Source organism: Streptomyces sp. NPDC046862, assembly GCF_040704615.1.
GTDB lineage: Bacteria > Actinomycetota > Actinomycetes > Streptomycetales > Streptomycetaceae > Streptomyces.
The window spans coordinates 247,351-261,393 of sequence record NZ_JBEYXP010000001.1 but is presented as its reverse complement, the minus strand read 5'-3'; the positions used below and the strand labels follow the sequence as shown (position 1 = coordinate 261,393).

Annotated in this window: 11 protein-coding genes; 5 read left to right on the top strand and 6 right to left on the bottom strand. The window is 72.0% G+C overall.

Annotated features, from left to right (window positions below):
• The first annotated feature begins 321 nt into the window (after positions 1-321).
• The 5 genes from AB0959_RS01180 (at position 322) to AB0959_RS01160 (ending at position 6,106) form a co-directional block, all read left to right on the top strand.
• On the top strand, positions 322-612 hold the full coding sequence (locus tag AB0959_RS01180) for a hypothetical protein (RefSeq protein WP_366824113.1): 291 nt from the start codon (positions 322-324) through the stop codon (positions 610-612).
• 25 nt (positions 613-637) lie between these two features.
• Positions 638-1,459, top strand: coding sequence for a hypothetical protein (locus tag AB0959_RS01175; RefSeq protein WP_366824112.1), 822 nt, complete (start codon positions 638-640; stop codon positions 1,457-1,459).
• Between the two features lie 18 nt (positions 1,460-1,477).
• Positions 1,478-3,424 carry a fumarate reductase/succinate dehydrogenase flavoprotein subunit gene (locus AB0959_RS01170; RefSeq protein WP_366824111.1) on the top strand — a complete coding sequence of 649 codons (1,947 nt, stop codon included), beginning with the start codon at positions 1,478-1,480 and terminating at the stop codon, positions 3,422-3,424.
• The gene (locus AB0959_RS01165; RefSeq protein ID WP_366824110.1) at positions 3,421-4,191 is read left to right on the top strand and encodes a succinate dehydrogenase/fumarate reductase iron-sulfur subunit; all 771 of its coding nucleotides are present in this window, start codon (positions 3,421-3,423) and stop codon (positions 4,189-4,191) included. Before AB0959_RS01170 ends, AB0959_RS01165 begins: the two co-directional genes overlap by 4 nt.
• Before the next feature lie 343 nt (positions 4,192-4,534).
• Positions 4,535-6,106 carry a hypothetical protein gene (locus AB0959_RS01160; protein ID WP_366824109.1) on the top strand — a complete coding sequence of 524 codons (1,572 nt, stop codon included), beginning with the start codon at positions 4,535-4,537 and terminating at the stop codon, positions 6,104-6,106.
• Positions 6,107-6,164: 58 nt separating this feature from the next.
• Here AB0959_RS01160 and AB0959_RS01155 read toward each other — a convergent pair whose 3' ends face one another.
• The 6 genes from AB0959_RS01155 to AB0959_RS01130 form a co-directional block, all read right to left on the bottom strand.
• Complete coding sequence (locus AB0959_RS01155; protein WP_366824108.1) at positions 6,165-9,224, bottom strand: SpoIIE family protein phosphatase; 3,060 nt, start codon at positions 9,222-9,224, stop codon at positions 6,165-6,167.
• Positions 9,225-9,483: 259 nt separating this feature from the next.
• A complete protein-coding gene (locus tag AB0959_RS01150) occupies positions 9,484-9,942 on the bottom strand; it encodes an ATP-binding protein (RefSeq protein WP_366824107.1) in 459 nt (152 codons plus the stop codon).
• A 424-nt stretch (positions 9,943-10,366) separates the two neighbouring features.
• Positions 10,367-10,783, bottom strand: a complete 417-nt coding sequence (locus AB0959_RS01145) for a (deoxy)nucleoside triphosphate pyrophosphohydrolase (RefSeq protein ID WP_366824106.1) — start codon at positions 10,781-10,783, stop codon at positions 10,367-10,369.
• Positions 10,784-10,838: 55 nt separating this feature from the next.
• Complete coding sequence (locus AB0959_RS01140) at positions 10,839-11,030, bottom strand: SPOR domain-containing protein (protein WP_131563975.1); 192 nt, start codon at positions 11,028-11,030, stop codon at positions 10,839-10,841.
• A 733-nt stretch (positions 11,031-11,763) separates the two neighbouring features.
• The gene (locus AB0959_RS01135; protein WP_366824105.1) at positions 11,764-12,516 is read right to left on the bottom strand and encodes a GntR family transcriptional regulator; all 753 of its coding nucleotides are present in this window, start codon (positions 12,514-12,516) and stop codon (positions 11,764-11,766) included.
• 147 nt (positions 12,517-12,663) lie between these two features.
• Complete coding sequence (locus tag AB0959_RS01130; RefSeq protein WP_366824104.1) at positions 12,664-13,944, bottom strand: DUF4190 domain-containing protein; 1,281 nt, start codon at positions 13,942-13,944, stop codon at positions 12,664-12,666.
• Positions 13,945-14,043 lie beyond the last annotated feature (99 nt).

Genomic DNA, 14,043 nt, shown 5'->3' with positions numbered 1-14,043 from the left:
CCGGGGCGCGCGGCGGCGCGTTTGCGGGGTTGTGATCCGCCAATCCGTGCACACGCCTTCACAGGGGCTCGTGTGACGCGCAACACTCGCAGGCGCATGACCGTTGCCGTCCAGGGCCTGTTCCGGGTTCCCCGTCGTCCGCGCGACGCGCGGGCGCAGCGGCGTTCGGTGCGTGCCCTCGGCGTGCGGCGTCGCAGGTCATGTGGCGGAGCCACCTGTCCTGTGACGCCGTGCGGCGAGGGTGCGTGCCGGGCGTCGGGGCGCAGACGGGGAACCCGGAACAGGCCCTGGGGCCACAGCCCACGGAAGTGAGGTCACGTCATGTCCGTGCACGACGAACTGACATCGGTCCAGCGCTGCCTGGAAGACCTGTCCCGGTCCGTGGGCCGCCTGGAGCAGCAGCTCGGCAGCGGCGGGCTCGAAATGCGCCGGGTCCGCGCCGACGCCGATCACCTGCGCGAAAGCGTCGCTCTGCTGCGCGACGCCGCACCCGGGCTCGGGCAGCCCCGGCGAACCGAGCTCCTCACCATCCCCGACACCCCGTACGACAGCGCCCTGTGGACGGACTCGGACGACGAGGGACTCGGCGCCCGCGACCGCCACGCGCCCTGATCCCTCACCCGACCGGAGTCATACGTTGGCAACTGGTACGGAACCACATCTGAACAGCGGCGGTGTACGCACCGGTACGCGCGCCGCGATCGCCTCTCCGCACCTGCGGACCGACCGCTGGTGGCTGGCGCCCGCCGTCACCGCGGCCGGGCTGCTCGCCTTCGTCGTCTACTCGACGTGGCGGGCCTTCGCCGACGCGGACTACTATGCCGCGCCCTACGTCTCGCCGTTCTACTCGCCGTGTCTGGCCGAGCGGTGCGAGCCGATGCACGCCGGACCCAACTGGGAGATCTTCGGCAGCTGGTGGGGCATCTCGCCCGCGATCATCATCCTGATCTTTCCGCTGGGCTTCCGCCTGACCTGCTACTACTACCGCAAGGCGTACTACCGCGGGTTCTGGGCGTCCCCGCCCGCCTGCGCGGTCGCCGAGCCGCACAAGAAGTACACCGGCGAGACCCGCTTCCCGCTGATCCTGCAGAACATCCACCGGTACTTCTTCTACGCCGCGATCGCCGTCGCCGGAATCCTCACGTACGACACCGTGCTCTCCTTCCGCAACGAGCACTACGAGTGGGGCCACATGGGCCTCGGCAGTGTCGTGTTCCTGATCAACATCGTGCTGATCTGGGCGTACACGATCTCCTGCCACTCGTGCCGGCACATCGTCGGCGGCAAGCTCAAGCACTTCTCCAAACATCCCGTTCGGTACCGGATGTGGCAGTGGGTCGGGAAGCTCAACGCCCGGCACATGCAGCTGGCGTGGGCGTCGTTGGTGAGCGTGGCGCTCGCCGACTTCTACGTCTACCTGGTCGCGTCCGGTGCCTTCGACGATCCGCGCTTCTTCTAGATGGGTGGGGACTGAACAATGTCCGTGGTCGACCGGCAGGAGTGGGACGTCGTCGTGGTGGGCGCGGGCGGCGCGGGCCTCCGCGCCGCCATCGAGGCACGCGAACGCGGCGCCCGTACGGCCGTGATCTGCAAGTCCCTGTTCGGCAAGGCCCACACGGTGATGGCCGAGGGCGGCATCGCGGCCGCCATGGCCAACGTCAACGCGGGCGACAACTGGCAGGTCCACTTCCGCGACACCATGCGCGGCGGCAAGTTCCTCAACCAGTGGCGCATGGCCGAGCTGCACGCGCAGGAGGCCCCCGACCGGGTGTGGGAGCTGGAGAGGTGGGGCGCGCTCTTCGACCGTACGAAGGACGGCCGGATCTCCCAGCGCAACTTCGGCGGGCACGAGTACCCGCGTCTTGCCCACGTCGGCGACCGCACCGGCCTGGAGCTGATCCGCACCCTCCAGCAGAAGATCGTCTCGCTCCAGCAGGAGGACTTCAAGGAGACCGGGGACTACGAGTCCCGGCTCAAGGTGTACCAGGAGTGCACCGTCACCCGGGTTCTCAAGGACGACGAGGGCCGGGTGTCCGGCGTCTTCGGGTACGAGCGCGAGTCGGGCCGCTTCTTCGTCCTCGAGGCCCCGTCGGTGGTGATCGCGACCGGCGGTATCGGCAAGTCCTTCAAGGTGACGTCGAACTCGTGGGAGTACACGGGCGACGGACACGCGCTGGCGCTGCTCGCGGGCGCCCCGCTGCTGAACATGGAGTTCGTGCAGTTCCACCCGACGGGCATGGTCTGGCCGCCGTCGGTGAAGGGCATCCTCGTCACCGAGTCGGTGCGCGGTGACGGCGGAGTCCTCAGGAACTCCGAGGGCAAGCGGTTCATGTTCGACTACATCCCCGACGTCTTCAAGGAGAAGTACGCCCAGTCGGAGGACGAGGGCGACCGCTGGTACGAGGACCCGGACCACAACCGGCGGCCTCCGGAGCTGCTCCCCCGTGACGAGGTGGCGCGGGCGATCAACGCCGAGGTGAAGGCGGGCCGCGGCTCCCCGCACGGCGGGGTGTTCCTGGACGTGTCCACGCGCATGCCGGCGGATGTCATCCGCCGTCGCCTCCCCTCGATGTACCACCAGTTCAAGGAGCTGGCCGACGTCGACATCACCGCCGAGCCGATGGAGGTCGGCCCGACCTGCCACTACGTGATGGGTGGTATCGCGGTCGAGTCGGACACGGCGGCGGCGCGGGGCGTGCCGGGGCTGTTCGCGGCCGGCGAGGTCGCGGGCGGCATGCACGGCTCCAACCGGCTCGGCGGCAACTCGCTCTCCGACCTGCTGGTGTTCGGGCGCCGGGCGGGATGGCACGCGGCCGAGTACGCGGCGGGGCCGGCGGGTGCGCGGCCTCCGGTGGACGAGGTCCAGGTCGACTCGGCGGCCGCGGAGGCGCTGCGGCCGTTCTCGGCCGAGGGCCCCGCACCGGGCGAGGAGGACGGGCGTCCGCCGGAGAACCCGTACACCCTCCACCAGGAGCTCCAGCAGGCGATGAACGACCTGGTCGGCATCATCCGCCGCGAGCCCGAGATGAAGCAGGCCCTGGAGAAGCTCGCCGATCTTCGCCTGCGGGCGCGGCGGGCCGGGGTCGAGGGGCACCGCCAGTTCAATCCGGGCTGGCACCTGGCGCTGGACCTGCGGAACATGCTGCTGGTCAGCGAGTGCGTGGCCCGGGCGGCACTGGAACGCACGGAATCGCGGGGCGGCCACACCCGCGAGGACTACCCGACGATGGACCGAAAGTGGCGCCGCACCAACCTCCTGTGCCGGCTGACCGACCCGACGGGCGGTCTGGCGGCGACCGACCCTGTGGCCGGCCAGATCGACCTCACCCGCGAGACAACCGACCCCATCCGTCCCGACCTGCTCGCCCTGTTCGACAAGGAGGAGCTGGTCAAGTACCTCGCCGAGGAGGAGCTGTACGAATGAGCAGCTATACGGCCCACTTCAAGGTGTGGCGCGGGGACGTGGGGGGCGGCGGCCTGGAGGACTTCAAGGTCGAGGTGAACGACGGCGAGGTGGTCCTCGACATCATCCACCGCCTCCAGGCCACCCAGGCCCCCGATCTGGCGGTGCGCTGGAACTGCAAGGCGGGCAAGTGCGGGTCCTGCTCCGCGGAGATCAACGGGCGGCCTCGGCTGATGTGCATGACACGGATGTCGGTCTTCACCCGGGACGAGACGATCACGGTCACTCCGCTGCGGGCGTTCCCGGTGGTCCGCGACCTGGTGACGGACGTCGGCTTCAACTACACCAAGGCGCGCGAGGTGCCGTCCTTCGTCCCGCCCGAGGGTGTCGGTCCGGGCGAGTACCGCATGATGCAGGAGGACGTGGACCGCTCGCAGGAGTTCCGCAAGTGCATCGAGTGCTTCCTGTGCCAGGACACGTGCCATGTCGTCCGCGACCACGAGGAGAACAAGCCCGCCTTCGCCGGCCCGCGTTTCCTGATGCGGGTCGCCGAACTGGACATGCACCCGCTGGACGCGGCCGCGGAGTCGGGCCTCGACCGCAAGGCCACGGCCCAGGACGAGCACGGCCTCGGCTACTGCAACATCACCAAGTGCTGCACGGAGGTCTGCCCCGAGGGCATCAAGATCACGGACAACGCCCTGATCCCCCTGAAGGAACGCGCGGTGGACCGCAAGTACGACCCGCTGGTGTGGCTGGGGTCGAAGATCCGGAGACGGTCGTCGTAGGGCGGGTGGTCTCGGGACTGGTGTGAGCGAGGTGCCTCCGGCGGTTGGGCGGGGGCGTTCTCGTCTGCCGGGTTCCTGGTGGGGGGCGGCTGCGGGGTTGTCTGTGGCTTGTCGCGCAGTTCCCCGCGCCCCTTTGGGGCGCGCCCCCTGCGGGTCGTTGAGTGGCTGCGGCGCCGTTGTGGCTTGGGCGCCTGCGGTTTGTCGTGGGTCGGGGGCGCGCGGCGGCGGCTTTCAAGGGGCGCGGGGAACTGCGCGACACGCCACGACGGACCCGCAGCCGACAACCGACCGCAATGGGGCAGACGAGTCGCGGACGTAGATAAGCGGCCATACGCTCTCAAACGTGACATCTCCCCCCAGCCGGAGCCGGTCGCACACAGGTGTGCGGGTGGCGCACGCCGTGCTCGGGGCGATGGCCGCCGTGGGGTGGCTGGTGCTGCCCGTGACGGGCGCGGGCCACACGCACCGTGCGCACGCACCCCGGCCCGCCCTGGCCGCAGGGCACGTCACGCGGGCGGTGGAGCCCGACAAGCAGACCTCCACCGGCGACCTGTTGCTGCCGCTGCTCGCGGTGGGCGCGGCGGTGGCGCTCGCCACGTACGCGTTCGTACGGCGGACGCGGCGCGCCAGGACGCGTACGACACCGGGCGGCGGGGGCGAGCCGGTCGTGGCGTCGGAGGAGCTCGACCGGCAGGGCCGGCGGTTCCTCGTCGAGGTCGACGACTGTGTGCGGACGAGCACCGAGGAACTCGGGTTCGTCGTGGGGTGGCTGGGCGAGGCGGCGGCACGGCCCTTCACCCAGGCGCTGGAGGACGCGCGGGGCGAGCTGGCGGCGGCGTTCCGGCTGCGGCAGGAACTCGACGACGCGGCGGACGAGGTGTCCGACGACGAGAGGCGGGCGCTCCTGAAGCAGATCGTCGCGCGGTGCGCGGAGGCCGGGTGGCGACTGGACGAGGAGGCACCGGCGTTCGACGGACTACGGGAGCTGGAGCGGGAACCCACCGGGGCCCTGGAGTTCGCGGAGGCACGCTTCCGGCAGGTGAACGGCCGGGTGAGGGGCGCGGAGGCGACCCTGGGCGAGCTGCGCGGGCGGTACGGCCCCTCGGCCTGCCTGCCCGTAGCGGGCCACGTCGAACAGGCCAAGGACCGGCTGATGTTCGCCACGGAACAGCTGGGCCGGGCGCGCCAGGCGGTGGTCGAGGGTGACCACGGGGAGACGGCGGTTCACCTGCGGGCGGCGGAGGGATCCGTCCACCAGGCGGACGTGTTCGTGACCGGTGTGGACCGGCTGGCCACCGAACTGGCGACGGCCGAGGAGCGGCTGCCGGCCGTACTCACGGAGGTGGAGACGGCTCTCGGTGAGGGCGGCCCGCCACGGGACCGTTTCGCCGCGACGACCGTGGCGGACGTACGCCGGGAGGTGGCCGTGGTGCCGTACGACCCCCTCGACGCCCTGCGCCGCCTCGCCCGGGCCGCCGCCGCGCTGGGCGGCTCGCTGCCCGGCCGGTATGCCGCCGACCTGCTCGACGGGGCCCTGCTCACGGCCCGGAGCGCGCTGACCGCGGCGATCGGCTTCGTCACGACGCACCGGGCGGCCGTGGGAAGCCAGGCGCGGACCCGGCTGGCGGAGGCGGAACGTCACTTCGCCCTGGCCCAGGAGAGTTCCTCCCTCACCGAGGCCCGCAGCGCCGACCTCCTGGCCCACGAGGCCCAGCGGCTGGCCTGGCAGGACGTGCGGTCGTACGGGAACCCGTACGCCGGCCCCTTCGGCGGTGGGCTGGCCGGGGCGCTGCTGGGCGGCGTCCTCCTCGGGGAGGCGCCCGGCGACCGGGGCGCCCCTCGGGGGCCGGCCTGTTTCGGCGGGCCCGCGACCCGGGGGCGGAGGGGTACGGGCGGTCGCGGCGGGCCGTTCTGAGCCGCCCTCCCCAGTCCCCGGCTGCTCGCCTCCGCCGGGGCCGGCTCGCTGAGCGGGCTCAGAACAGGCTCAGCAGCGCCTCCGCCGGGTCCGCCAGGCCCGACTCGCCGTCCGGGAGCGGAAGTTCGAACCAGACCGTCTTGCCGCGCGGTGTCCGGCGCGAGCCCCAGGCCGCGGAGAGCAGGCCGACCAGCTGGAGACCGCGGCCGCCCTCGTCGGTGTCCCGCGCCCGGCGCCGGCGCGGTTGCACCAGACCCGCGTCCCACACCTCGCACACCAGCGTCCGGTCCAGCAGCAGCCGCAGCCGGATCTCGCCCTCGCCGTACCGCAGGGCGTTGGTGACGAGCTCGCTGACCAGCAGCTCCGTCGTGTCGACCAGCGGTTCCAGGTCCCACGACTGCAGCTGTCCGCGCGCGTACTCGCGGGCGCGACCCACGCTGCGGGGTTCGCGGGGCAGGGTCCAGTCGCCCACGGAGTCGGCCGGCAGTCCCTGCACCCGGGCCATCAGCAGGGCGATGTCGTCCTCGCCGTGGTGGGTGTCCAGGGTGTTGAGGACGTGGTCACAGACGTCCTCCAACGGCTGGGAGGGGTCGGTGAGGGCGCCGACGAGCGCCTGGAGGCCCTCGTCGAGCGGATGGTCGCGGCTTTCGACCAGTCCGTCCGTGTAGAGCGCCAGCAGGGCGCCTTCGGGCAGTTCGACCTCCACCTCTTCGAACGGCTCGCCGCCCACACCGAGCGGCATGCCGGGCGGCACGTCCAGCATGAGCGCGCTCTCGCCGGGCTCGACCAGCGCGGGTGGGAGGTGGCCGGCGTTGGCGAAGGTGCACCTTCTCGTCACGGAGTCGTAGACCACGTACACGCAGGTCGCGAGGTACACCTCGGAGAGGTCGGCGTCGCGCGGCTGGCGGGCGGCCGTGCGGGAGGCCTGCTGGACGCCTCCCCCAGAGCCGAAAGCCTGGGAGGGACCCCCAGGGGTGCCGAGGCCGCGGGCGATCTCGTCCAGCGCCGAGAGGACCTCGGCGGGTTCGAGGTCGAGCAGCGCCAGGGTCCGGACGGCGGTGCGCAGTTCGCCCATCGCGACGGCGGCGCGCAGGCCTCGGCCCATGACGTCGCCGACGACCAGCGCGGTGCGGTGACCGGGCAGTTCGATGACGTCGAACCAGTCGCCGCCGACCTCGGTGGCCGCGTTGCCGGGCAGGTAGCGGCAGGCGATGTCGAGGCCGGAGGCCTCCGGGTCGCCGGGCGGGAGCAGGGATCGCTGGAGTATCAGCGCCCGTTCGTGCTCGCGGCGGTAGAGGCGGGCGTTGTCGATGCAGACCGCGGCGCGCGAGGCCAGCTCCATGGCGAGAGCGCGGTCGCGTTCACCGAACGGCTCGCTGCCCTTGGTGCGCGAGAACTGGACGAGCCCGACCACGGTGTCGTGGGCGACCATCGGGACGGCGAGCGTGGACTGGATGAGGCCCCCGTCCTCGGCGGGGATGTGCTGCGGACGGGCCATGCGCAGGGCGTCCGCACAGGGCGAGTTGAAGGGGTAGTGGTGGACCGCGCCGACGGCGACGGGTGCCGGCCCGCCCACGAAGGGCGCGTCGGAGACCGCGCTGGCGAAGGCCACCCGGCGCAGCTCGGCGCTGCCGTCGGCGAGTCCGGGCGGGGTCTCGTCGCCCACGAGGAGCCCCTGGTAGAGGTCGACGGTGGCGAGGTCGCAGAAGCCGGGGACGACGACGTCGAGGAGTTCGCGGGCAGTGGTCTCCAGGTCGAGGGAGTTGCCTATGCGGGCGCCCGCCTCGTTCAGGAGGGCGAGATTGCGCCGTGCGGCGGCGGCTTCCCGGGCGGCGGCGCGGCGGGCCGTGACGTCGGTGCTGAGCCAGGCGATGCCGATGGGCCGGCCGGAGCCGCTGTGCACGCGGTAGAGGTTGATGGACCAGTGGCGGCGCTCGTCGGAGCCCGGCACGAAGCCCATGACGTTCATTTCCGTGATGGACTCGCCGGTCTCCAGGACGCGGCGCAGGGTCGCGGCGACGCGTTCGGCCTCCGGCGACGGCAGGTAGTCGTGGACGCCGCGCCCTCGGTGGTCGTCGGGGGTGCCGCCGAAGACGGACGCGAACCGCTGGTTGGCGCGCCGTACCCGCAGGTCGGTGTCGATCAGAAGGAAACCGAACGGGGATTGACCGAAAATCGACTGAGAAGCGGCAAGGTCGGTCTCGATCGAGCGCAGGGTGCGGACGTCCACCACGATGCACACGGCGGCCCGTTCGCCGTCCTCCGTGGTGGTGGGCATCACATAGACCTCGGCAAGCCCCTCGGTGCCCTCGGCGTCGGGCATCCGGAACGGGACGACTCCGGTCCACTCACGACCGTCGAGGATCTCCGCCATCTTGTGCTGGCCGCGTTCGCGCAGGTCGGGAGCAACGAAGGCCTCGATGGGGTCCATGCCGACGGCCCGTTCGGCGGGGATGCCGAAGATGTGCTCGGCGCGCAGGCTCCACTGGTCGACGAGCCCGTCGGGACCGATCGAGAACGAGGCGACCTTGATGTAGTCGTAGATGGAGCCGGGCGGGCTGCTCTGCCACATCGAGTCGCCCGGCCCGTCACCGGATCCGTCGCCCGGCCCGTCGCTGGGCCTGCCCGCGCCGAGGCCGCCGCCGAGTCCCACGCCGGGGGTGCCCGCGCGGTTGCCAGGCCCCGTGCCCGTGCCCGGGGTGCCCGCGCCGATGCCCTCTCCGGGCCGCCCGGCCGACGCGTCCGCGCCGCCGGGGCGGTCGGCGGACCGTGGGTCCGGGACACGCCCGCCGTGCGCCTCGTGCCCGGCGCCGTGCGACGCGCCGGTCATGCCGTTACTCGCGTCAGCGGACACACCTCCGGCCCCGTGGGCGGGCGTATGACGGCCCACGTCACCGGCCGCGCCACCCGTGGCCCGAGCGCTCGCGCCGCCGGAATCCGCGCCGCCGGCGGTCGGGGCGTGGGTGGTGCCGTCGGCCGTGGTGGCCGTCGCGCGGCCCGTTGCGCGGCGGGCGACCCCGCGTGGCGTGCCGCCCGCGGCGGAACGGCTCGCGGCCTCAGCCCTCGCGCCGTCCCACGGGTCCTCCGACTCCGTGGCCTTCGCTGGTATCTCGCTCACGCGAACCGTCCCCTCCAGCTCACCGCGTCCGGCTTCGGTCACCGGGGGCGGCTGCCCGCAGTATCCAGCACTACGTGGCCGCACGACACGGTGTTCACGATCACAGCACGGTCCCGATGCGTTTTGGACCGGCCCGGCCATACTCCCAGTCTTCTAACCAGGCGGTGGCACCTCGAACCAAAGAGTCCGGTCGGGGCCACTGGCTCGAACCGCTCGGTGGCCATGCGCCCCGGGGAGCCGCCCCCTGGCGGAACGTGCGTCAACCGGGCACGGGAAGTTCGAACCAGACCGTTTTGCCGGCCGCTCCGGGCCGGGTGCCCCAGGCCCGGGAGGACGAGGCCACGAGCTGGAGCCCCCGGCCGCTCTCGTCGTCGGGGCGGGGCAGGCGCTCGCGGGGCGGGTCCGGGAGGGGGTCGGAGACCTCGACGAGCAGGACACCCAGGGGGCCGGAGGGGCGGACGAGGCGCACACCGATGGGTCCTGTGGCGTGTCGCAGGGCGTTCGTCACCAGCTCACTCACGAGCAGGGCGGTCAGATCGGCGAGGGATTCGAGGTGCCAGCCACGCAGCTGCTCCCTGACGACGGCACGGGCGGCCCGTACGGCACCGGGCTCGGCGGGGAAGGTCCACTCGGCGCAGTCGCCTTCGGTGTCGATCACGCCGATCACTTCCCGGGCCAGAAGCGGAGGTGTCTGGTTTCTCAGGGTTAATGGGCACATACCCGATATCGGATACGGCCTACCGCGCACAGGGGCGCACCGCGACACGAACAGCGTAGGGGGCGCACACCCCACGAGCCCCATGCGTGCAGCAAGGCCGTGGGGCACATGTGGCGTGGGCGCCAGCGAGGCCCGCGGAACCCGCCGCCCAGGGGCACACGCGGCGCACCCTCGGGCGCAGACCCTCGCACGCGCCCCCGGGCCGAACATGGACGGCCCCTGTGCGCGGAGCGTAACCTCGCCGGCCCCGGTGTCCGCCCCGGCTCCGGGGCACTGGCGCAGTCCATCTCCGGGGACACCGACGCACTCCGGCTCCGAGGGCGCTGGTGTGCTTCGACTCCGGGGGCCGGCGCAGTCCGCTCCGCCTCTTCGGCTCCGGGCTGGTGCACCCCGGCTCCGGGCTGGTGCGCTTCGGCTCCGAGGGCTAGCGCACCCCGGAGCCGTCCCTTCCCCACGCCAGCCGTACCGCTTCCATGACCGCCGGGACGTCCTGGTCCAGCCAGTCGACGTCCCAGACCTCGTCAGGGGTCAGCCAGCGCAGCTCGTCGTGGTCCTCGAGGGGTCTGGGGTCGCCGGACAGGAGGTGCGCGGTCCACACTCGCAGCACGTAGTCGGCCCTCAGGGGCCATTCACCGGGGACCCGCTCGGCCGGTTCCACCTCCACGCCGAGCTCTTCGCGCAGCTCGCGGACGAGGGCGTCCTGAGGGGTCTCGCCGGGCTCGACCTTGCCGCCGGGCAACTCCCAGCGGCCGGCCAGCTCGGGCGGTGCGGTGCGGCGCGCGGCGAGCAGGCGTCCGCCGCTCAGCAGGGCGGCCCCCACCACCACGATCGGTTCGGTCATGCGCGGGAGCCTACGGGAGCGGGGGCGGATGCCTGGCGGCGCTGGGCGTGGGCGGTCAGTTGCCCCCACTCTGGCCGTTCTGCCCGATGCGCTCGACCCAGTAGAGCTGCTTGTGTCCGCGGCTGTCGAGGCTGTCCGCGATCTTCTGCGCCTCGGCGCGGGTCGCGTACCTGCCCACGCGGTAGCGATTGCCGTTGTCGTCCTGTCGTATGACGAGCCAAGGGAGAGTGATCGTGCCGTCGTTCATCGCGCCCCTCCACTTCCCGTCCCCGGCTCTCGCCGTGCCCCGCCCAAGGAAACCGCAATCCGCATATGCCCGAGCGTACGCCTTACCTTCACGCAGCGAATACGGAATTTCACAAAGAGGTACGCAACCAGCCATGACGCACGGGGCGCTTCCTGTCGAATGCGCCGTCGACCGCCCCACGCGCGCCCCTTCGCGCTCCGGCGAGCAGGGGGAAGCGGTGACGGAGTGCCGGGGGGCTTGCTCTGCGGGGCCGCCGCGAGAACGGCCAAATTCGAACTGCGGCTCGGACCGGGTGACTTGGGCGAGCCCGCCCCTTGCCGCGCCGTCCAGGTCGGCTCCCCGGGTGTCTCGCCCCCGCCGCCCCTACCCGTCCCATCCCCAGGGGCGCTGCCCCTTCGACCCCGGCCACCGGCCAAGGGGGCTGCGCCCCCTGGACCTCCACCCCTTTTCGGGGCTCCGCCCCGGACCCCGTTCCGGGGGCCGGCCCCCGGACCCCCGCACCTCAAACGCCGGAGGGGCTGAGTAGTGCGGGCGGGGCCGGTTTTCAGGGGCACGGAGGGCTGGTTTTCGGGGCTGCGGGGAACTGCGCGGTCTTTAGCGGGCGCGGGGATCTGCGCGGTTTTCAAGGCCGCGGGGATCCGCACGGCCTTTAGGGGCGCGGGGAACTGCGCGACCAGCCACACCCAACCCGCATCAATCCACCCACCTCAACACCCCAACCACCCGGCCCCCCCTACTTCACCGGCAGGTGATAAGCCACCCGATACCGATCCGCCGGCACCACCACGTCCGCCGTCTCCACCGGTCGCCCCGACGCGTAGTACGTGCGCTGGATGACGAGCACGGCATGCCCGGGAACACCGCCGAGGGCGAGGAGCTCCTCCGCGAGGCCGGGGCGGGCGCCGACCTCCTCCGTGACGTTGTCGACGATCACATCGATGGCCGCCATGCGCTCGACGACGCCCATCCCGCCGAGCGGCCCCTCCTCCGGCAGCATCACCGGCGTACGCCCGGTCAGGGCGAGCGGCTCCCACGACGTGGAGAGCATCATCGTCTCCCCCGCGTCCCGGAACACGTACTTCGTGCACATCACACGGTCCCCGGGCTGAATGCACAGCCGCTCGGCGACGGCGCCGCTCGCCTCGGCCTGCTCGCTCTTCGACTCCCACGTGCCGCGCGCGGCGGCGTCGGCCTGCTCCTGCCGGAAGGGTGTGGCGCCGCTGGAGGGCCGGAACCCGGAGCGGGCGACCCGCCGGGGCACGGGCCTCTCCCGCACGTACGTCCCCGAACCGGAACGGCCCTCGACGAGCCCCTCCGCCATGAGCACCTTGCGCGCCTCCAGCGCCACCGTGTCCGACACCCCGTACTCCTCGCGGATGCGGGCCTGCGAGGGCAGCCGGGTATGGGGAGGGAGTGAACCGTCGACGATCTTCTTGCGGAGATCACCCGCGACGCGCAGATACGCCGGCTGCTCACCGAAAGTCACTGGCCGCTCCCATCAGGTTGTACAGACAGCTACAGCGTCGCAACCGTGGGTTGAGCCATGCAAGTAAAGGCCTGAGAATCACTCGATGTGATGACGTGAGCTCCGGGAGTGCATTACGCAGGCACTTTCTGCCCTCCGTACCCGCCCTCACACCTCCTTGGCGGAGTCACCCCCTCCGCCGGTGTCGCCACCGCTCTCCTCACCGTACGAAGGCGGGGTCGTGGCCAGCCCCAGAGCCTTGCGGGCCGTGATCGCCGTGGGGCCGTCCGCGATGTCGAGTGCCTTGTCGTAGTGCTCGTAGAAGGCGTTGGCGTCGGCTGCCTTCGCCGCCCTCTCCCACTGCTCGCGCGCCCGCTTCAGGGCGTCCGCGTGGCCGGCGACCGGCTGCTCGGTGCCGTCGCCCCACCGGTGCTCGCCCAGCATCGCCACCTGCTCGTCCAGGGCCTTCGCGACCCGGGACGCCCACTTCTTGTGCCCCGGCAGGTCGCCCTCGACGTACTCGTCGGCGGGCGCGGTGTCGAGGGCGTCGTCGTACATCCCCTCGGCCTGGAGATAGGTGAGCTGATCGGCGGTCAGCATCGAGTCGTCCTCGCGCAGCGAACCCGTCAGCTTCGTCTTCTCGTCCGTGCTCCCGAACATGCACGTCACCTCGCGGTCGCCCGCAGCCCAGCTCTGCCGGGTCGGGGTGAAGTAGTAGACGTCGACGTACTCCGGAAGGGCCCAGGAGTCCATCGCGTACGAGTCGGCGAGGTGGTAGCACTTCTTGTCGGCGGTCTCGGTGAGTCCGTCGGTGCCGGGGTAACCGCCCTCCGGCAGCCGGACGTTGGCGAACACCTCCGCGTCGTGCTCCCCACTGCACGGCACCGTGTCGACGTCGGTCGCGTAGCCCTCCAGGGAGCCGTTCGGCGCGTCGAAGCACTCGCCCTTCTCCACCGAGAAGGTGCCGCCGTTCTCACGGGCCGCTTCCTGGAAGCCCTCCCAGAAGTCGCGCGCGCCGCCCGTGGCGAGGGAGACGATCATCAGGAGGGTACCGATCGACGAGAGCACGATCCCCGAGACGGCCATGCCCTTGCCGCGCTCCCCTTTCTTCCTGATCTGCGCGAGCGCGACGATCCCGAACACCAGCCCGACGAACGGCAGGCAGCAGAGGATGCCGAGCACGAGCGCGGCTATCGCGAAGCCGTTGACGGGCGCCGGGCGGTTGTACGGGGAGTACCCCTGCCCCCAGGGCTGGTACGGGTAGCCGTATGGCGGCTGGCCAGGGCCCACCGAGTACGGCTGCCCCGGCCCCGGCCCCACGTACGGCTGCCCCTGGCCCACGTACGGCTGCCCCGGCCCCGCGTAGGGCTGCCCGGGGCCCTGGGGCGGTGGGTACGGGCCCTGGGGGTCCTGGGGCTGCTGCGGCCCAGGGGGCGGGGGTATGGCCACAGTGCCGTTGCCTCTCGTCCGGAGTGCGGGAACCGACGTACGACGGGAACTGACGTACGACGTGGCCGCATGGTAAGCGCGGGACGGACGGGGCGGTAC